This window comes from Leclercia sp. LSNIH3 (genome assembly GCF_002935105.1).
Lineage (GTDB): Bacteria > Pseudomonadota > Gammaproteobacteria > Enterobacterales > Enterobacteriaceae > Enterobacter > Enterobacter adecarboxylatus.
The window spans coordinates 2824011-2843356 of record NZ_CP026387.1; the positions used below are offsets into that span (position 1 = coordinate 2824011).

Annotated in this window: 20 protein-coding genes; 14 read left to right on the forward strand and 6 right to left on the reverse strand. The window is 56.7% G+C overall.

Features of this window, described 5'->3' with window-relative positions; all coding sequences use genetic code 11:
- Window positions 1-49 precede the first annotated feature (49 nt).
- From C3F35_RS13590 to trpS, 12 genes are all read left to right on the forward strand, one after another.
- Complete coding sequence (locus C3F35_RS13590; protein ID WP_032614805.1) at window positions 50-829, forward strand: hypothetical protein; 780 nt, start codon at window positions 50-52, stop codon at window positions 827-829.
- Complete coding sequence (locus tag C3F35_RS13595) at window positions 826-1368, forward strand: PilN domain-containing protein (protein ID WP_103793251.1); 543 nt, start codon at window positions 826-828, stop codon at window positions 1366-1368. The genes C3F35_RS13590 and C3F35_RS13595 overlap by 4 nt, the downstream gene beginning before the upstream one ends.
- Window positions 1352-1813, forward strand: coding sequence for a HofO family protein (locus C3F35_RS13600; protein ID WP_051916080.1), 462 nt, complete (start codon window positions 1352-1354; stop codon window positions 1811-1813). Before C3F35_RS13595 ends, C3F35_RS13600 begins: the two co-directional genes overlap by 17 nt.
- Complete coding sequence (locus C3F35_RS13605; RefSeq protein WP_059307052.1) at window positions 1803-2198, forward strand: HofP DNA utilization family protein; 396 nt, start codon at window positions 1803-1805, stop codon at window positions 2196-2198. Before C3F35_RS13600 ends, C3F35_RS13605 begins: the two co-directional genes overlap by 11 nt.
- The gene (gene hofQ, locus C3F35_RS13610) at window positions 2113-3348 is read left to right on the forward strand and encodes a DNA uptake porin HofQ (protein WP_103793250.1); all 1236 of its coding nucleotides are present in this window, start codon (window positions 2113-2115) and stop codon (window positions 3346-3348) included. The genes C3F35_RS13605 and hofQ overlap by 86 nt, the downstream gene beginning before the upstream one ends.
- A 295-nt stretch (window positions 3349-3643) precedes the next feature.
- Complete coding sequence (gene aroK / locus C3F35_RS13620; RefSeq protein WP_010436374.1) at window positions 3644-4165, forward strand: shikimate kinase AroK; 522 nt, start codon at window positions 3644-3646, stop codon at window positions 4163-4165.
- A 57-nt stretch (window positions 4166-4222) separates the two neighbouring features.
- Entirely contained in the window at window positions 4223-5311 is a 1089-nt protein-coding gene (aroB, locus tag C3F35_RS13625; protein WP_077226865.1) for a 3-dehydroquinate synthase, read from the forward strand.
- 92 nt (window positions 5312-5403) lie between these two features.
- Window positions 5404-6687: a cell division protein DamX gene (gene damX, locus C3F35_RS13630; RefSeq protein WP_032614794.1), complete on the forward strand. Its 1284-nt coding sequence runs from the start codon at window positions 5404-5406 to the stop codon at window positions 6685-6687.
- 67 nt (window positions 6688-6754) lie between these two features.
- Entirely contained in the window at window positions 6755-7567 is an 813-nt protein-coding gene (dam, locus tag C3F35_RS13635) for an adenine-specific DNA-methyltransferase (RefSeq protein ID WP_032614792.1), read from the forward strand.
- Between the two features lie 41 nt (window positions 7568-7608).
- Entirely contained in the window at window positions 7609-8286 is a 678-nt protein-coding gene (gene rpe / locus C3F35_RS13640) for a ribulose-phosphate 3-epimerase (protein ID WP_103793249.1), read from the forward strand.
- On the forward strand, window positions 8279-9040 hold the full coding sequence (gph, locus tag C3F35_RS13645; protein ID WP_077226867.1) for a phosphoglycolate phosphatase: 762 nt from the start codon (window positions 8279-8281) through the stop codon (window positions 9038-9040). Before rpe ends, gph begins: the two co-directional genes overlap by 8 nt.
- Window positions 9033-10037 carry a tryptophan--tRNA ligase gene (trpS, locus tag C3F35_RS13650; RefSeq protein WP_032614786.1) on the forward strand — a complete coding sequence of 335 codons (1005 nt, stop codon included), beginning with the start codon at window positions 9033-9035 and terminating at the stop codon, window positions 10035-10037. Before gph ends, trpS begins: the two co-directional genes overlap by 8 nt.
- Before the next feature lie 143 nt (window positions 10038-10180).
- Here the strand turns inward: trpS and C3F35_RS13655 are convergent, their stop codons facing one another.
- The 5 genes from C3F35_RS13655 to nirB form a co-directional block, all read right to left on the reverse strand.
- Window positions 10181-10351, reverse strand: coding sequence for a YhfL family protein (locus tag C3F35_RS13655; RefSeq protein ID WP_032614785.1), 171 nt, complete (start codon window positions 10349-10351; stop codon window positions 10181-10183).
- 133 nt (window positions 10352-10484) lie between these two features.
- Entirely contained in the window at window positions 10485-11858 is a 1374-nt protein-coding gene (gene cysG / locus C3F35_RS13660; protein WP_103793248.1) for a siroheme synthase CysG, read from the reverse strand.
- A gap of 14 nt (window positions 11859-11872) precedes the next feature.
- Complete coding sequence (nirC, locus tag C3F35_RS13665; protein WP_032614782.1) at window positions 11873-12682, reverse strand: nitrite transporter NirC; 810 nt, start codon at window positions 12680-12682, stop codon at window positions 11873-11875.
- Window positions 12683-12882: 200 nt separating this feature from the next.
- Window positions 12883-13209 (reverse strand): nitrite reductase small subunit NirD, encoded by a 327-nt coding sequence (gene nirD / locus C3F35_RS13670; protein WP_032614780.1) that lies wholly within the window; start codon window positions 13207-13209, stop codon window positions 12883-12885.
- Window positions 13206-15749, reverse strand: coding sequence for a nitrite reductase large subunit NirB (nirB, locus tag C3F35_RS13675; protein WP_103793247.1), 2544 nt, complete (start codon window positions 15747-15749; stop codon window positions 13206-13208). Before nirB ends, nirD begins: the two co-directional genes overlap by 4 nt.
- Window positions 15750-15989: 240 nt before the next feature.
- On the opposite strand from nirB, the gene C3F35_RS13680 reads away from it, so the two are divergent.
- Window positions 15990-17306: a cytosine deaminase gene (locus C3F35_RS13680; protein ID WP_032614778.1), complete on the forward strand. Its 1317-nt coding sequence runs from the start codon at window positions 15990-15992 to the stop codon at window positions 17304-17306.
- 4 nt (window positions 17307-17310) lie between these two features.
- Here C3F35_RS13680 and tsgA read toward each other — a convergent pair whose 3' ends face one another.
- Window positions 17311-18495, reverse strand: a complete 1185-nt coding sequence (tsgA, locus tag C3F35_RS13685) for an MFS transporter TsgA (protein ID WP_032614776.1) — start codon at window positions 18493-18495, stop codon at window positions 17311-17313.
- Window positions 18496-18772: 277 nt separating this feature from the next.
- Between tsgA and ppiA the strand changes: the two genes are divergently transcribed.
- The gene (gene ppiA, locus C3F35_RS13690; protein ID WP_032614775.1) at window positions 18773-19345 is read left to right on the forward strand and encodes a peptidylprolyl isomerase A; all 573 of its coding nucleotides are present in this window, start codon (window positions 18773-18775) and stop codon (window positions 19343-19345) included.
- The last annotated feature ends 1 nt before the right edge of the window (window position 19346 follow it).

Below are 19346 nucleotides of genomic sequence, written 5' to 3' on the forward strand. Positions count from 1 at the left end.
AGCATTGATATAGCCGTTATCCCCCGGAACGATAAGGAGATCGTGAAACATGGCATTTAAAACATGGCATACAGGCGTTCATATTCAACAGGATAAGGTTCTGGCGGTCGCGCTGGTACGCGAAAAGTCAGGGTGGGGGTTGCGCCGCTGGTGGCAGCTCCCTCTGGCGGCGGGCATTATCCGCGACGGGCAAATTCTTCAGCCTGAACAGCTGGCTGCGGCACTGCGCGAGTGGCGCCAGTTGCTGCCTCATCAACATCAAATTTTTCTCGCCTTCCCGGCCGCCCGCACCTTACAGCGCACGCTTCCACGCCCTTCCATGACCCTGCGCGACAGCGAACAGACCGCCTGGATCGCCGCGGCGATGAGCCGTGAACTGGAGATGGCCCCCGATGCCCTGCGTTTTGACTATGCGGAAGATACCTTCAGTAACGCTTATCACGTCACGGCGGCACAGAATAAGGAGGTGGCGACGCTACTGGAACTGGCCCGGGAACTGCGTTTGCGGCTGGCCACCATCACGCCCGATGCGGGCGCGCTGGCGCACCTGCTGCCCTTTGTGCAAGCCCCGGCCCAGTGCGTCGCCTGGCGCGATCGGGACCAGTGGCTATGGGCAATGCGCCACCAGTGGGGCAGGCGCGGGCTGGCGGAGGCCCCGGACGTCGAAAGGCTCGCCGCCCTGCTGGCACTCGGTGTTGACGAGATCGCCTGCTGTGGGGCAGGCAACTTTGACCCCTGGTGCGTGTTATCCCGACGCCAGCCGCCACTGCCTGAAAATGGGGCCGATTTCAGCGTCGCGCTGGCGCTGGCGACCGGAGAGCACGCATGATGAGGACGGCCAATCTTCTGCCGTGGCGCCAGCGGCAACAGCGTCGCTGCCTGCGCTTCTGGGGAGGCATGTTTACCGGCTCGCTACTGGTAGCGCTAATGCTCTGCGCCACCAGCCGGGTCAGCGATGCGCTTGTGACACGTGCCAGCGCGCTGCGTCACGCCAGCGATGTGGCACTGCGTCAGGGACTGGAGCAGCGGCAAAAGCAGTGGACGGCGTTACAGGCTAAACACCAGCAACAGCAGCGGTGGATGCGCGACAAAGCCAGGACGGAAGCCTGGCAACCGGCATTGATCGCCTTATCCCACCTTCTGCCAGAGCAGGCATGGCTGGCGCAGCTGCGCTTTCAGCAGTCGACCCTCTCCCTGACCGGCTACGCCGCCACGCTGCCTGCCCTGGCGGCGCTGGATCCGGCGCTACGCCAGATGCCTGGGTTTACCCCCGGTGCGCCAGGGGAGATGCGTCAGGATGCCCAGGGCCGCTGGCTGTTTAGCTGGACGCTGAACCGTAAGGAGAGTGCTGATGCGGATCCATCCTGACAGCTGGTATGCCATGACACCGCGCGGGCGCTGCCTGTGCTGGGGAGTCAGCTCAGCGTTGCTGCTGCTCTGCGTGACCGGTTTGCAGGGACGAATGCAGGATCGGCAGAGAGCAACGCAGCAGGCCGGGCAGGTGCGGCACGCAGAGGCTCATGCCCGGTTGTGGGTCGCTGTGCGCAAGCTCTCACCCCCTGACGACACACACGCTCCCGTGGCGGCACAGCCGTTTTCGCCGCTGGCGTTTGATACCGATGAGCTGCGGATGGTTCGCTGGCAGCCGGTGGGCACAGGAGGTGAACTGGTGATTGAAGCGACGTGGGCGCAGATCCCCTCGCTGTTTGCCACTCTTGCCCGGCGCGACGTTGCGGTAGCGCGTTTTAGCATTCAGCCTGAGCACAACAAGTTACAGGTCGTCATGCAGCTGGAGCACCAGGATGCGGGTTAAGTGCGGCGTGCTGTTATTACTGCCGCTCCTGCTCGGCCTGCGCGATCCCTTTCAGCCCCCGGAATCACGCTGCCCGGATGCAACGCTGCAGCAGTGGCGCTATGTCGGGGTGGTGCTTGGCGCGGTGCCAGTGGCGATCGTCCGGGATGAAACGTCGCGCTGGCTGCGCCTTCGTCGCGGCGACACGCTGGCGCAGGGCAGTCGGGTGGCGGCATTGAATGAAAAGGAACTGGTCATCGATATGCCCGGGGCATGTGAACTGCCGCAGTGGCGATGGCAACGACAAGGAACGAAACAGGATGAAAACAGGGATCGTGGGATTACTGCTGATGGTCAGCCAGGCGCTGGCCGCGAAGCCAGCACCGGTGAGCCTGGTGGTGGATGAGGTACCGGTTGCCCAGCTTTTGCAGGCGCTGGCGGAGCAGGAGAACCGCAACATGATTTTCTCCCCGGACGTCAGCGGGAAGGTCTCACTGCGCCTGCAGGAGGTTCCCTGGCTGCAGGCGATCCAGACGGTGGTCACCAGTGCCGGGCTGGTAATGCGCCAGCAGGCGGGCATTTTTTATATCCACACCGTCGACTGGCAGCAGAAACAGCAGGCCAAAAAGGAGGCCGAGCGAACAAAACAACAGCTCAGTGCGCCGCTGGAGTCGCGCAGTCTGCCTCTCTCTTACGCCGATGCGGGAGATATCCAGCAGGCTGCCGAAAAACTCCTTAGCCCGAAAGGCAGCCTGGCGGTAGACAAACGCACCAACCGCCTGCTGGTGCGCGATAACCGGGCCGCGCTGGAGGCGCTACAGCACTGGGTTGCGCAGATAGATCTCCCCGTGGCGCAGGTGGAGCTGGCCGCGCATATCGTCAGCATGAGTGAAAAAAGCCTGCGAGAGCTGGGAGTGAAGTGGAATCTGTCCCAGGGGGCGCAGCCTGGTAAGCCAGGACAGCTGACGATGCTCAGCAGCGATCTGGCCGTCAACAGCGCCACCACCCAGGTGGGGTTTATTATCGGGCGGATCAATGGCCAACTGCTGGATCTCGAACTGTCTGCGTTGGAGCAAAAGCAGCAGGTCGATATTATCGCCAGCCCACGCCTGCTGGCATCACACATGCAGCCCGCCAGCATTAAGCAGGGCAGCGAAATCCCCTATCAGGTATCCAGCGGCGAGAGCGGCGCAACATCAGTTGAGTTTAAAGAGGCGGTGCTGGGCATGGAGGTGACGCCAGTGGTGTTGGCCAATGGACGGGTTCGCCTGAAGCTGCGCATCAGTGAAAACACCCCGGGCCAGGTTTTGCAGCAGGCCGATGGTGAAACGCTGGCGATAGATAAGCAGGAGATCGAAACTCAGGTCGAGGTCAATAGTGGTGAAACACTGGCTTTGGGCGGGATTTTTTCTCAGAGGCATAAAACCGGCAGCGAATCTGTGCCAGGCTTGAGCCGTATTCCTTTCCTGGGGCAGCTGTTCAGCCATCAGGGAAAAGACAACGAACGCCGGGAGTTAGTGGTTTTTATCACGCCTCGTCTGGTTGCAGTGCCATAATGTCCCGCGATGCCCCGCGTGATTTTGCATTCAGTTTGTTGCAGATGTTTGACGTGGGGCATGAATTAGCATACAAGGAGTACCGATTTGAGAATCAGCATACACAATCTCACTCCTTAATAACTTAAGCGGCGGCAGGGTGATTTAATCTGTTGCCAAACAAGCAGGAGTATTGAGATAATTTTTAGTCTGACTCTCGCTCTATCGCATATGAGGTTTCAGTTCATGTCCTGCTACGCCAGATACCGGTGAAGCGGGTTTACCATTAACGAATAGTCTTAGTAGTACCGAAAAAATGGCAGAGAAACGCAATATCTTTCTGGTTGGGCCTATGGGTGCCGGCAAAAGCACTATTGGGCGCCAGTTAGCTCAACAACTCAATATGGAATTTTACGATTCTGATCAAGAGATTGAGAAACGAACCGGAGCTGATGTGGGCTGGGTCTTCGATGTAGAAGGCGAAGAGGGTTTCCGTGACCGTGAAGAAAAAGTCATTAATGAACTTACGGAAAAACAGGGCATTGTGCTGGCTACTGGCGGCGGCTCTGTAAAATCTCGCGAAACTCGCAACCGTCTCTCCGCCCGCGGTGTCGTGGTCTATCTTGAAACGACCATCGAAAAACAACTGGCGCGTACGCAGCGTGATAAAAAACGCCCGTTGCTGCAGGTTGAGACGCCTCCACGCGAAGTTCTGGAAGCCCTGGCTGGTGAACGCAATCCGCTGTACGAAGAGATTGCTGACGTCACCATTCGCACCGACGACCAGAGCGCTAAAGTGGTCGCAAACCAGATTATTCATATGCTGGAAAGCAACTGATTCTGGCTTTATATACACTCGCCTGCGGGTAAAAGCATTTAAGGTGGATGTCGCGTTATGGAGAGGATTACAGTCACTCTCGGTGAACGGAGTTACCCTATCACTATCGCGGCTGGTTTGTTTAACGACCCAGCTTCCTTCTTACCACTGAAAGCGGGTGATCAGGCAATGCTGGTCACCAATGAGACGCTGGCTCCGCTTTATCTCGACAACGTACGTCAGCGCCTTGAACAGGCTGGCGTGAAGGTCGACAGTGTGATTCTGCCTGATGGCGAGCAGTATAAAAGCCTGACGGTACTGGATACCGTCTTTACCGCATTACTGCAAAAACCGCATGGTCGCGATACTACACTGCTGGCGTTAGGCGGCGGTGTTGTGGGCGATCTTACGGGGTTTGCTGCGGCAAGCTATCAGCGCGGCGTCCGTTTTATTCAAATTCCTACCACGCTGTTGTCGCAGGTCGACTCTTCTGTTGGCGGCAAAACGGCCGTTAACCATCCGCTTGGCAAAAACATGATTGGCGCGTTCTACCAGCCCGCTTCGGTGGTGGTGGATCTCGACTGTCTGCAAACCTTGCCTCAGCGTGAGCTGGCGTCGGGCCTGGCGGAAGTGATCAAGTACGGCATTATTCTGGACGGTGCGTTCTTTAGCTGGCTGGAAGAGAACATGGATGCCTTACTGCGTCTGGATGGTCAGGCGATGGCGTACTGTATTCGCCGCTGCTGTGAGCTGAAAGCAGAAGTCGTGGCTGCAGACGAGCGCGAAACAGGCTTACGTGCTTTACTGAATCTGGGGCACACCTACGGTCATGCTATCGAAGCCGAAATGGGCTACGGTAACTGGCTGCATGGCGAGGCCGTTGCGGCGGGGATGGTGATGGCTGCTCGCACCTCGGAGCGTCTGGGTCAGTTCAGCAAGGCCGATACACAACGCATTATCACGCTGCTGGAGCGTGCCGGGTTACCGGTGACCGGGCCGCGTGAAATGTCGGCGCAGGCCTACCTGCCGCATATGATGCGCGATAAAAAAGTATTAGCAGGCGAGATGCGTCTGGTGCTCCCGCTTGCGATAGGTAAGAGTGAAGTGCGTGGCGGTGTGCCGCACGATGTGGTTCTTGGCGCTATTGCTGATTGTCAGCAGGCGTAACTATTAGAAAGGTCCGGCTGCGGTAAAACGTAGCCATTTTGCTTCAGGTGATGTGCAAAGTCGTAGGCATAAGCCTTTTAGTGGGGTGTTAAATGGATGAATTCAAACCAGAAGACGAGCTGAAACCCGATCCCAGCGATCGTCGTACTGGTCGTACTCGCCAATCTTCAGAACGTGATAACGAGCCGCAAATCAACTTTGATGAGGTCGATCTCGACAACGATGATCCTCGTCCTTCGCGTGGCCGTGCTGCCCGTGACGAGCGTGAAGAAGAGTATGAGTCTGATGATGATTCAGTGGACGAAGCGCCCGTTGAGCGCCGTCCGCGTAAGCGCAAAGCTGCTCCGGCGAAGCCCGCTTCCCGCCAGTACATTATGATGGGTCTGGGTGTGCTGGTCCTGCTGCTGCTGATTATCGGCGTCGGCTCGGCACTTAAAGCCCCGTCAAGCAATCCAGCGGATCAGAGCGCCTCTACTGAGAAGAGTGTTGATCTGTCCGGCAATGCTGCCGATCAGGCCAATGGCACCCAGCCTGCGCCGGGTACCACTTCCGCTGAGCAGACTGCCGGGAACACCCAGCAGGATATCTCTCTGCCGCCAGTCGCGTCCACACCAACCCAGGGGCAGGCACCGGCAACTCCGGAAGGCCAGCAGCGTGTTGAAGTGCAGGGCGATCTGAACAATGCGCTGACACAGCCGCAGAACCAGCAGCAGGTTAACAATGTGGTGGTCAACTCCACGCTGCCGACCGAGCCTGCGACCGTGGCACCAATCCGCGGTGCGACCGGGCAACATCAGACGGCGGCGACAGAATCTGCGCCACGTCAGACGAAGCCTGCTCAGCATCAGGAACGTAAACAAACGGTGATTGAGCCGAAGCGTGACGTGAAGCCGCAGCCAGTGGCGAAAGCGGAAGAGCCGAAAGCGACCGCTCAGCCTAAGCGTAACGAAACCACGACCAGCGCACCGGCGAAAGCGCCTGCTGCGACAGCAGCGGCACCGAAGGCGACCGCAACGCCAGCGCCGACGGCGACAGCTTCGACGCCAGCGGCAGCAGCCCCTGCGGCCACGGCCAGCACCGGTAAAACGTCAGGAAATGTGAGTTCACTGAAGTCTGCTTCCTCCAGCAATTACACGCTGCAGTTGAGCAGTTCTTCCAACTATGACAACCTGAACAGCTGGGCGAAAAAGTCGAACCTGAAAAACTTTGTCGTCTATGAGACTACCCGTAACGGTCAGCCGTGGTATGTGCTGGTGAGCGGCGTGTATGCTTCGAAAGATGAAGCAAAACGCGCGGTCGCTACACTGCCAGCCGATGTTCAGGCGAAAAACCCATGGGCGAAGCCGATCCGTCAGGTTCAGTCCGATTTGAAGTAATCTGTGAAGCGCAGGATGCTGTCGGAGCTTTCTCCACAGCCGGAGAAGGTGTAATCAGTTAGTCAGCATGAAAAAAAATCGCGCTTTTCTGAAATGGGCAGGGGGGAAATACCCCCTGCTCGATGATATTAAACAACGCCTGCCTGCGGGTGAGTGTCTTGTCGAACCCTTTGTGGGCGCTGGCTCGGTATTTCTCAATACCGACTACTCCCGTTATATCCTTGCGGATATCAACAGCGATCTTATCGACCTCTATAACATCGTAAAGCTGCGTACCGACGAGTACGTTGCTGAGGCGCGTAAGCTGTTTACCCCAGAGAACAACAACCCGGACGTTTACTATCTGTTTCGCACTGAATTTAATCAGTGCCAGGATAAGTTCCGTCGTGCAGTGCTGTTCCTCTACCTCAACCGCCATGGCTACAACGGCCTGTGCCGGTATAATCTGCGTGGTCAATTCAACGTGCCTTTTGGTCGCTACAAGCGCCCTTATTTCCCTGAGGCCGAGTTGTATCACTTTGCTGAAAAAGCGCAGAATGCGGAGTTCCATTGCCTCTCCTATGAAGAGTGTATGGACCGTGCTGACGTTAACTCGGTGGTTTACTGTGATCCCCCGTACGCCCCGCTGTCTGCCACCGCGAACTTTACCGCTTATCACACCAACAGCTTCAGCCCTGCCGAGCAGGCGCGTCTGGCAGAAATGGCGGAAAAGCTGGTCAGCAAAAGAATTCCGGTGTTAATTTCGAATCACGACACGCCTGATACGCGCGAATGGTACAAAACCGCAGAGCATTTTCAGGTCAAAGTCCGGCGCAGCATCAGCAGCAACGGCGGTACACGTAAAAAGGTGGACGAACTGCTGGCTCTCTATCTACCCTGAGCCGTTTCGCCCGCCGTTAAACAAAGTTCAAGGAGATGCGGATGAAACAGTATTTGATTGCACCCTCAATTCTTTCGGCTGATTTTGCCCGGCTGGGCGAAGATACCGCGAAAGCCCTGGCTGCCGGTGCGGATGTCGTTCATTTCGACGTTATGGATAACCACTACGTGCCTAACCTGACCATCGGCCCGATGGTACTGAAGGCACTGCGCAACTACGGCGTGTCCGCCCCCATTGATGTGCATCTGATGGTGAAGCCGGTCGACCGCATCGTGCCGGATTTTGCCGCCGCGGGTGCCAGCATCATCACTTTCCACCCTGAAGCCTCTGAGCACGTTGACCGCACCCTGCAGCTGATTAAAGAGCACGGCTGTAAGGCGGGCCTGGTGTTTAACCCAGCCACGCCGCTGAGCTACCTTGATTACGTGATGGATAAGCTGGACGTGATCCTGCTGATGTCCGTCAACCCGGGCTTTGGTGGTCAATCCTTCATTCCACAAACCCTGGATAAGCTGCGTGAAGTGCGTCGCCGCATCGACGAATCAGGCTTTGATATCCGTCTTGAAGTGGACGGCGGCGTGAAGGTAAGCAATATCGGCGACATCGCCGCGGCGGGCGCAGACATGTTCGTGGCCGGCTCGGCGATTTTCGACCAGCCGGACTACAAGAAAGTCATCGATGAAATGCGCAGTGAACTGGCGAAGGTAAGTCATGAATAAGTTGCAGGCAATTCGGGGCGTTGCATTTGACCTCGACGGCACGCTGGTGGACAGCGCGCCGGGCTTAACCGCGGCGGTTGACCAGGCGCTGTATGCGCTGGAACTGCCGATGGCGGGTGAAGACCGTGTGATAACGTGGATTGGTAACGGGGCAGACGTGCTGATGGAGCGCGCGCTGACCTGGGCGCGTCAGGAGCGTGCCATTCAGCGTGCGGCACAGGGCAAACCTGGCGTCGATCACGCGGATATCCCGCAGGAAGAGCAAATTCGCCTCCTGCGTAAGCTGTTCAACCGTTTTTATGAAGAGACGGTAGAAGAGGGCAGCTTCCTGTTCCCGGATGTGGCGGACACCCTGAGCGCGCTGCATGCTGAAGGTATGCCGCTGGCGCTGGTCACCAACAAACCGACGGCCTTTGTCGCGCCTTTGCTGGAAGCGCTGGGTATCGCCGACTACTTCTCGGTGGTTGTCGGTGGCGATGACGTGCAGAATAAAAAGCCGCATCCCGAGCCGCTGTTGCTGGTGGCAGGAAAATTATCCTTAACGCCGGATGCGCTGCTCTTTGTGGGGGATTCGCGCAATGATATTCTGGCGGCCAGGGCTGCAGGTTGCCCGTCCGTGGGCCTGACCTATGGCTACAACTACGGTGAATCCATTACGCTGAGTGAGCCGGATTTCGTCTTCGACCACTTCAAAGATTTACTGCCCGTTCTCGGGCTTTCGCACAGTGAAAATCAGGAATTGAAAAATGACTAAGCCCATCGTATTTAGTGGCGCACAGCCCTCAGGTGAACTGACCATTGGCAACTATATGGGTGCGCTGCGTCAGTGGGTGAACATGCAGGATGACTATCACTGTATCTACTGCATCGTTGACCAGCACGCCATTACCGTGCGCCAGGATCCGCAGCAGTTGCGTAAAGCGACGCTCGACACCCTTGCGCTGTATCTGGCCTGCGGTATCGATCCTGAGAAAAGCACCATCTTCGTTCAGTCTCATGTCCCGGAACACGCGCAGCTGGGCTGGGCGCTGAACTGCTATACCTATTTCGGCGAACTGAGCCGTATGACCCAGTTCAAGGATAAGTCTTCCCGCTACGCTGAAAACATCAACGCCGGTCTGTTTGACTATCCGGTGCTGATGGCGGCTGACATTCTGCTGTATCAGACCAACCAGGTGCCGGTGGGTGAAGACCAGAAGCAGCATCTGGAACTGAGCCGCGACGTGGCCCAGCGCTTCAACGCGATTTACGGCGATATCTTCAAGGTGCCAGAGCCGTTCATTCCGAAATCCGGTGCCCGCGTGATGTCCCTGCTGGAGCCGACCAAAAAGATGTCCAAGTCGGATGATAACCGCAACAACGTCATCGGCCTGCTGGAAGATCCGAAAGCGGTGGTGAAGAAGCTTAAGCGTGCGGTTACTGACTCTGACGAGCCACCAGTGGTGCGTTACGACGTGCAGAATAAAGCGGGCGTCTCTAACCTGCTGGATATCCTCTCTGCCGTCACTGGCCAGAGCATTCCAGAGCTGGAGCAGCACTTCGAAGGCAAAATGTACGGCCATCTGAAAGGCGAAGTGGCGGACGCGGTCTCCGGCATGTTGACCGAGCTGCAGGCGCGTTATCACCAGTTCCGCAATGACGAAGCCTTCCTGCAGAAAGTGATGAAAGAAGGGGCCGAGAAAGCCAGCGCGCGCGCCTCCGAAACGCTGAAAGCGGTGTATGAAGCGATTGGGTTTGTGGCGAAGCCATAAGTAAAAGCAAAACGGTAACCCTGTTACCGTTTCCAGGCTTTGTACTCTCTCTTAAGAGAGGAGCAGGACGAAGGCATCAGGCCGCACTGCTCTACCAATAAAAAAACCGGGATATTCCCGGTTTTTTTATGCCTGAAAAAAGCTTACTGATTTGCTGCCGGGCCGCAGCCGCCGATGATCTTGGAGATAGAGATCGCCGGGTGCAGCAGGTAGTCGTAGCTGCAGTTATTTTTGGTGTTTTGCACGTGGCCAGTGCACGCCGTCAGGGTAGTTAAGATGCCTGCAACCAGGGCAATCTTTGCCAGTTTGAACATAACGCTTCCTTGTCAATAACATGAGGGAATAGAGAGAAATAGGCTTTCTCGAAGAGCATGTTATCGACAGCAGTAAGAGAGGAGTAGTCCATAACAGGACTACTCATTTTGCGGAGATTATGTTCAGTCTGACTTAATGATTTGAGAACCAGTTGAGCTTGTCACGCAGCGCCACCACGCGACCCACCACGATCAGCGCCGGGCTTTCAACCTGCTGCGCCAGCTCGCCCAGCTCGGTTAACACGCCACTCACCACACGCTGTTTGATCGACGTGCCGTTTTCCACCAGCGCAACCGGCATTGTCGCCTCCATGCCGTGTTCGAGCAGCTTAGCCTGAATGGTCGCCGCCTGGTTCAGCCCCATATAGAACACCAGGGTCTGTTTCTCTGCCGCCAGGTTATACCAGTCCAGTTCGCTGCCGGTTTTCAGATGGCCGGTGACCAGGCGCACGCTCTGGGCGTAGTCACGGTGGGTCAGCGGGATGCCTGAATAGGCAGAACAGCCGGAGGCAGCGGTAATGCCCGGCACCACCGAGAACGGTATGCCTGCCTCGCACAGGGTTTCCAGCTCCTCGCCGCCGCGCCCGAAGATAAACGGATCGCCGCCTTTCAGGCGTACCACGCGTTTACCCTTTTGCGCTTCACGCAGCAGGATCTGGTTAATCTCTTCCTGCGGTACGCAGTGATACCCGGCACGTTTGCCAACAAACACCCGATCCGCATCCCGGCGCACCAGGTTCATGATGTCGTCGGAGACCAGGCGGTCATAGACCACGATATCCGCCTGCTGGATCTGCTGCAGCCCTTTCAGGGTTAACAGGCCTGCATCGCCCGGACCCGCCCCCACCAGCACCACTTCGCCGCGGTGATCGAGCGGCGCATTGATAAGCTGCTCGGTCGTCTCATCCACGGCTTTCTGATCCTGATTCGCCAGCGACTGCGCCAGGCGATCGTTCACAAAGAATTTCTCCCAGAAGCGGCGGCGCTCGCCGACGGTGGCGAACTGCTTTTTCACCCGGGCGCGCAGTTTCCCTGCGTAATGAGCTACCTGACCCAGATGCTGCGGCAGGATCGCTTCCAGCTTTTCGCGTAGCAGGCGCGCCAGCACTGGTGAAGTCCCACCGGAGGAGACGGCGACCATCAGTGGCGAGCGATCGATAATTGACGGCATGATAAAGCTCGCCTCTTTCGGCGCATCCACCACGTTGCAGAAGATCCGCCGCGCTTCACAGGCGTCACTGACGCGCTGGTTAACCGCATCGTCGTCAGTGGCGGCAATGGTCAGCCAGCAGGTATCGAGCAGCGATTCCCGAAATTCCCCTTCGACGAGGGTGAGCATCCCTTCCTGCGCCCACACGGTGAATTGCGGGGCGAAGGCGAGGGCATTGACGGTGAGTCGGGCACCGGCCTCTAACAGCAGGCGGGCTTTACGTTCAGCCACATCGCCACCACCTACAAGCAGGCAGTCGCGATGGCGTAATTGACAGAATATTGGCAGGTGATCCACGACATTACCTCTTCTTACGGGTTGGCTTTCGCCTGAACGGTTGCGATGGTAGCCGGAGTCGGACGCTCCGCTTTAGGGGTAGCATACCAGTAACCCCAACCCATAAATACAACCCCAGAAAGAGTATTGCCAAGGGTTACCCACAACAGGTTATGGCCGATACCTGACAGCGTATACGCTTCGCTGTGGTGACCGAACCAGGAGAGGGCAAACAGCGTCATGTTGGCTACGGAGTGCTCGTAGCCGGAAGCGATAAAGGCCAGCAGACACCACCAGATAGCGATAAATTTCGCGGCGCCTTCAGTGCGGATTGCCATCCAGATAGCAAGACACACCAGCCAGTTACAGAGCGCGCCCTTGAAGAACAGCACCATCGCCGGTGCGGAGGTTTTTGCCAGCGCGACGGTGTGAACAAGGCTGGTATCAACCGGCAGCAGGCTACCACCGCCCCAGCTGTAAAGCAGGGCGACAAACACGGAGCCGACCAGGTTGCCGAGCCAGGTTTGTGGCAGGATCGCCCACATCTGGCCCTGAGTAATGGTACCCGCTTTCACGCCCAGCGTCAGGAACATGGTGTGGCCGGTGAACAGTTCAGAGCCAGCGATGATGACCAGGGTCAGGGCGATACCAAAGGTGGCGCCCATCACCAGCGGACGAACAGAGGGATCGAGCAGATTGCCGAGGGTGAAAATTAAAATGATCCCCAACCCGACATAAGCCCCCGCCATGGCGGAGCTGATCCAGAATCCGAGGGGACTGTTTTTACTGAGGCGTGCAATACGCGCAGCATTAGCCGCACACTTATTGATAGTGTCTGTAAACATTTGATTATCCTGTACACTTCATCCTCTACGCTGCCTCGTTGTTGGCTGCCTTCACTCATCCCAGTCACACAGTGAACTATGCGCCCGGGGATTCGTTCAGTTGCCGCCGCGATGCAGCGCACATGATTTCGTGTAAAAAGTTGAAAAAATCCCGAACGGGAGAACATTACAAAAGCGGGGGCATTGCGCCCCCGTGTTAATCAGCCTCGAAGCTGCACTTTGCCGTCTTTGACACGAACGTCATAGTGCTTCACGGAGCGGCTTTCATCTTCCATACAGTGTCCGTCGCTCAGACGGAAACGCTGCTTTTTCAGCGGGCTGGCAACCCATAGCTCGCCCTGATGCTCAGCGATAATCCCACGGGAGAGCACGCTGGCCTCAAAGAAAGGGTCGATATTGCTGATGGCAAAGACCTGTTCGTCGTGGCGTGGACGGAAAATAGCAACCTGCTCATGACCTAACAGCGCGCACACGCCGGTGGCAGGCAGGATCTCGTCGATTTTGCAGATGTTTACCCACTGGCTCATACGTTTTCCTCCACCAGCATGACCGGAATGCGTTCATAAGGTGTTGCCGGGCGATGCTGCTCGCGCTCTGGCACCACCTGCACGCCTGGGTCGCGCTGGGTGCTGTTGATAAAGTGTTTGAAGCGAACCTGCGCCGCCGGGGTGTTGACGGTTTCAGTCCATTCGCAAATCACGGCGTCACGCAGGCGTGCCATCTCTTCTTCCAGCGTCGCGTTCAGGCCGAGTTTGTCGTCGATGATCACTGACTTCAGGTAGTCGATGCCGCCTTCCAGGTTATCCAGCCACGGTGCGGTACGGGTCAGTTTGTCTGCGGTACGGATGTAGAACATCATGAAGCGATCGAGATACTTGATCAGCGTTTCACGGTCGATATCCGCCGCCAGCAGATCCGCATGACGCGGTTTCATCCCGCCGTTACCGCAGACGTACAGATTCCAGCCCTTCTCAGTGGCGATGATACCCACATCTTTACCCTGCGCTTCGGCACATTCACGGGTACAGCCAGAGACGCCGAACTTCATTTTGTGCGGGGTGCGAATGCCTTTGTAGCGGTTTTCCAGCTCAACGCCGAAGCCGACGCTGTCGCCCACACCGTAGCGGCACCAGGTGCTGCCGACGCAGGTTTTCGCCATACGCAGCGCTTTGGCATAGGCATGACCGGTTTCGAAGCCTGCTTCAATCAGCTGACGCCAGATTTCCGGCAGGTCGTCTTTCTGCGCACCGAACAGACCGATACGCTGGGAACCGGTGATTTTGGTGTACAGGTTAAATTCGCGGGCGATACGGCCCACTGCCACCAGGCCTTCCGGGGTGATTTCCCCGCCGGCAGAGCGTGGGATCACCGAGTAAGTACCGTCTTTCTGGATGTTGGCCAGGAAGTTATCGTTGGTGTCCTGCAGCGGGGTGTGCTGCGGCTTGAGCACGTACTCATTCCAGCAGGAGGCCAGCAGAGAACCGACGGTAGGTTTACACACTTCACAGCCGTAACCCTGGCCGTGTTTCTGCAGCAGCTCGTCGAAGGATTTGATGCCTTCCACGCGGATCAGGTGATACAGCTCCTGGCGAGAGTAAGCGAAGTGCTCGCACAGGTTGTTGTTCACTTCAATGCCCTGTTTCGCCAGCTCGGCGTTGAGCACCTGGGTGACCAGTGGGATACAACCGCCGCAGCCGGTACCGGCTTTGGTTTCGGCCTTCAGTGCCGCCACGGTGTGGCAACCCTTGTTGATGGCAGAAATCAGCATGCCTTTGGTGACATCGAAGCAGGAGCAAATCTGCGCGCTGTCTGGCAGTTTATCGACACCAATCGAAGGCTTACCGCTGGCCGCGTGGGCTGGCAGGATCAGGGCGTCCGGGTTCTCCGGCAGTTCGATGGCGTTCAGTACCAGCTGGAGCAGGTTACCGAAGTCGCTGGTATCACCCACCAGCACCGCACCGAGCAGGGTCTTGTTGTCCGGGCTTACGATAAGACGCTTATAAACTTCTTTGCTTTCGTCGAGGTAAACGTAGCTGCGTGAGTTTGGCGTGCGACCGTGCGCATCACCAATGCCGCCCACGTCAACGCCCAGCAGTTTCAGCTTGGCGCTCATGTCTGCGCCGGTGAAGGCGTTTTCATTACCGAGGATATGGTCGGCAGTGACCTGCGCCATTTTGTAGCCAGGAGCAACCAGACCGTAAACGTGATTTTCCCAGCTGGCGCACTCCCCGATAGCATAGATATCGGGATCGGAGGTCTGGCAGGTGGAGTTGATCATGATGCCGCCGCGCTGGGCAACGGCCAGGCCACACTGGGTAGCCAGTTTGTCGCGCGGGCGGATACCGGTAGAGAAGACGATGAAGTCGACTTCCAGCTCGCTGCCGTCGGCAAAGCGCATGGTTTTACGCGCTTCGGTGCCTTCCTGGACGATCTCTTTGGTATTTTTGCTGGTGTGAACTTTCACACCCATGCTTTCAATTTTGCGTTTGAGCTGCTCGCCACCCATGTGGTCAAGCTGCTCTGCCATCAGCATCGGGGCAAATTCGATGACGTGGGTTTCAACGCCTAAGTTTTTAAGCGCGCCCGCGGCCTCGAGGCCGAGCAGACCGCCGCCGACCACCGCGCCGCGTTTGCTGCGACGGGCACAGGATTCAATGGCGTTGAGATCTTCAATGGTACGATAGACGAAGCAATCCTGAGTTTCTGACCCTTTGATCGGTGGGATCCACGGGTAAGAGCCTGTCGCCATGATCAGCTTGTCGTAAAAAACCGTGCGTCCCGCACTGGAATGAATCACTTTTTCCTGACGGTTGATGGTAATAGCGCGTTCGCCCACCAGCACCTTCACGCCATGTTTCTCGTAAAAACCTTCACGCACCAGAGAAAGCTCTTCAGCGGTGTGGTGAGAGAAATAGGAGGAGAGGTGCACGCGGTCGTACGCCTTATGGGGTTCTTCACAGAACACGGTAATATCGAACCGGTCAGCATCGGCTTTATCAAGAAGATCCTCAATAAAGCGGTGACCGACCATGCCGTTACCGATAATCGCGAGTCTGACTTTGCTCATTTTTGCCTCGATTTCTTTTCTATTACTGCCTACCTTAACGATTCAGCAAAGCCACTTATTGATGCAAATCAAATACGCCTTAAACTACTCCTTAGTGGGTAGATGACTGATTTGTCAGGATTTTTCTAAGTAACGGAAATCGCAGGCTTTTCGTCTTAGCCGATTTTGTGTACAAATTAGGGGGCTAATCTTATTGATCCGCTACTCCTAAATTTCAGCCCCCTTTTTCGGGAGAATACGATGTCTACAGCACCGCTTTGGCTGATCCAGAACGTCCGGTTACCGGGTCGGGACGGATTATGGCAACTGGCTATTGAGAACGGTCGTTTTGGCGAAATCACCCCAACGGGCGAGGGGCAAAGCGAGAGCTATGAAGTGTTAAACGCGCGGGGTGGTCTGGCTCTTCCGCCTTTTATCGAGCCGCATATTCATCTTGATACCACCCAGACCGCAGGTGAACCGAACTGGAACCAGTCCGGCACGCTGTTTGAGGGCATCGAACGCTGGGCGGAGCGCAAGGCGCTGCTCAGCCATGAAGATGTCAAAGCCCGGGCGTGGAAGACCCTTAAGTGGCAGATCGCCAATGGTATCCAGTTTGTTCGTACGCATGTGGATGTCTCTGACCCGACCCTTACCGCCCTGAAGGCGATGCTGGAGGTGAAGCAGGAGGTAGCCCCCTGGGTTGAGCTGCAAATCGTCGCCTTCCCGCAGGAGGGGATCCTCTCTTATCCCAACGGTGCCGCCCTGCTGGAAGAGGCGTTGCAGCTCGGGGCCGACGTGGTGGGGGCCATCCCGCACTTTGAGTTCACCCGCGAGTATGGCGTGCAGTCGCTGCATATAGCGTTTGAACTGGCGAAGAAGTACGACCGGCCGCTGGATATTCACTGCGACGAGATTGACGACGAGCAGTCGCGGTTTGTCGAAACGGTGGCGACGCTGGCGTATGAGGCCGGGATCGGCCCGCGTGTCACCGCCAGCCACACCACCGCGATGCACTCTTATAACGGGGCTTACACGTCACGGCTGTTTCGTCTGTTGAAGCTCTCCGGGATTAACTTTGTCGCCAATCCGCTGGTGAATATTCATTTGCAGGGCCGTTTTGACGATTACCCGAAGCGGCGCGGCATTACCCGGGTGAAGGAGTTGCTCGAGGCGGGGATTAACGTCTGCTTCGGTCATGACGATGTGTTTGATCCCTGGTATCCGCTGGGCACCGGCAATATGTTGCAGGTTCTGCATATGGGGCTGCATGTCTGTCAGATGATGGGTTATCCGCAAATCGACAGCGGACTTAACCTGATCACCCACAACAGCGCGCGTACTTTTGGCCTGGCCGATTACGGCATTGAACCGGGCAACCCGGCTAACCTGGTGATCCTGCCTGCGGAGACGGGTTTTGATGCGGTGCGGTGTCAGGTGCCGGTACGCTGGTCGATTCGTCAGGGGAGGGTGATTGCCACCACGCAGCTGGCACAGACGTGGATACAGACAGATCGCGGGGGAGAAGAGGTGTGCTTTACCCAAAACAGCCCCTCTGCAGGCAGCAGAGGGGCATGAGGCATCAGTGAGACGCTGCCGCAGTATTGTGCTGGCGGTGGCGGGTCACGAAGCCCAGCACCAGACACATCACGAACACCACAGCGTAGAGGCCGTTAGCGGTGTGTAACGCCGCCAGTGGGCCGCTGTGTGCCACAATCGGGCCGGTAACGACGAAGGTCAGCATGGTCCCGATGGTGCCGCAGGTAAGCACGAAGTTAACCAGTTTCGGCGAGGCGACTTTGGTTTGCAGTGAACCCAGAGTAATGATCGAGGTGTAGATGGCGCTGGAGAAGAAGCCGAGCGTCAGGATAAACCACGGCATCTGTTCCGGCGAACCGTTGATGAAAAGGTACATCAGCACGGTGGCGGCACCGGCCAGCACGGTGAGGATCCGCTGCAGGTCGAAGAAGCGCAGAATAAAGCTGAAGGCCCACATACCGAACATGTAGGACATCCAGAAGTCACTCACCAGCTGACCGGCATCGTTCAGGCTCATTCCCAGGCCTTTGGCATACTCTGGCACCCAGGAGATAAAGCCCAGCTGGCCGAGGATGTAGCACAGAGCGGCAATGGAAAGGAACAGTACGCCGATACCCCACTTCTCTTTTACCACCGGCTCGCTGGTGGTTTGCGCTTTCTTGCCGAGAACCGGGAAATCGCAGCCGAAGGTCAGGACAAAAATCGCCACGTAGACCAGGCCGATGCAGGCGTAAACCCAGTACCACTCAATGCTGCGTGCCAGCAGAACGGCGGCCACCATCGGGAAGATCATCCCTGCCATGCTGAAGAAGGAGTCGGTAAACAGCAGACGCGCGCCGCGCTGGCGGCCTTCATACATGTGGGTAATGAGAAACGTCCCGATGGACATGGTGATCCCGCTGACCAGCCCAAGCACAAACATGGCGGCAGAGAACAGGGCGATGCTGTGGCTGAGCATCAGACCTGCAACGGCACCCAACATCAGTACAAAGCCGAAACGCAGCTGCGTTTTCAGGGGGACGATTTCCATCAACCAGGCGTTCAGGAAGATGGAGATGAGGATCCCGGCGTTAAGAAAGGTGAAGGTGTTACTCATGCTGGAAACGGGCAGGTTGAAATACTCTGCGATATTTCCCATCACCATCCCGGTGACGATAACCAACGCACCGGTAAGGGCGTAGGAGAAGAAGCTGATCCATGTGAGCTTGATACGATTGCTGTTAGTCATGACTGGCCTGTGAATAGAAATGTAAAGCGCCCGGAAGGCGCTGCGAGCGGCCAGATTTTAAGCGTGAATGTGATCTAATTAAATCTTTTATGAGTAATTAAACAAAAATTGCAGTTTTTAGTGTGATTTGTATCACTTTACTGCCTGCGCCAGTGGTTTCTTATCGGTTACATCTGTTTCAAATTCGTAAAATTAGGTAAAAGGCTGGCCTGTATTCATACTGCTCTTTAGAATCAAGCCATTCGCTTTCTTTACTGCGCTTTGTTAAGGAATTCTCATGCTCAAATCAACCCTGGCGGCTGTCGCGGCTGTACTCGCCCTTTCAGCCCTCTCTCCTGCTGCGCTGGCAGCCAAAGGAGACCCGCACGTTCTGTTGACCACCTCTGCCGGTAACATTGAGCTGGAACTGAACAGTCAGAAAGCCCCTGTTTCTGTGAAAAACTTCCTCGATTATGTGAACAGCGGTTTTTATAACGGCACCACTTTCCACCGTGTGATCCCGGGCTTTATGCTGCAGGGCGGTGGCTTCAATGAGCAGATGCAGCAGAAACAGCCGAACCCGCCTATCAAGAACGAAGCGGATAACGGCCTGCGCAACAGCCGCGGCACCATCTCCATGGCGCGTACTGCCGATAAAGACAGCGCGACCAGCCAGTTCTTCCTCAACGTGGCCGATAACGCTTTCCTCGACCACGGCCAGCGTGATTTTGGCTATGCGGTATTTGGTAAAGTTGTGAAAGGCATGGATGTGGCCGATAAAATTTCTCAGGTGCAGACTCACGATGTGGGTCCGTACCAGAATGTGCCGACAAAACCGGTAGTTATCCTCTCTGCGAAAGTCCTGCCGTAAT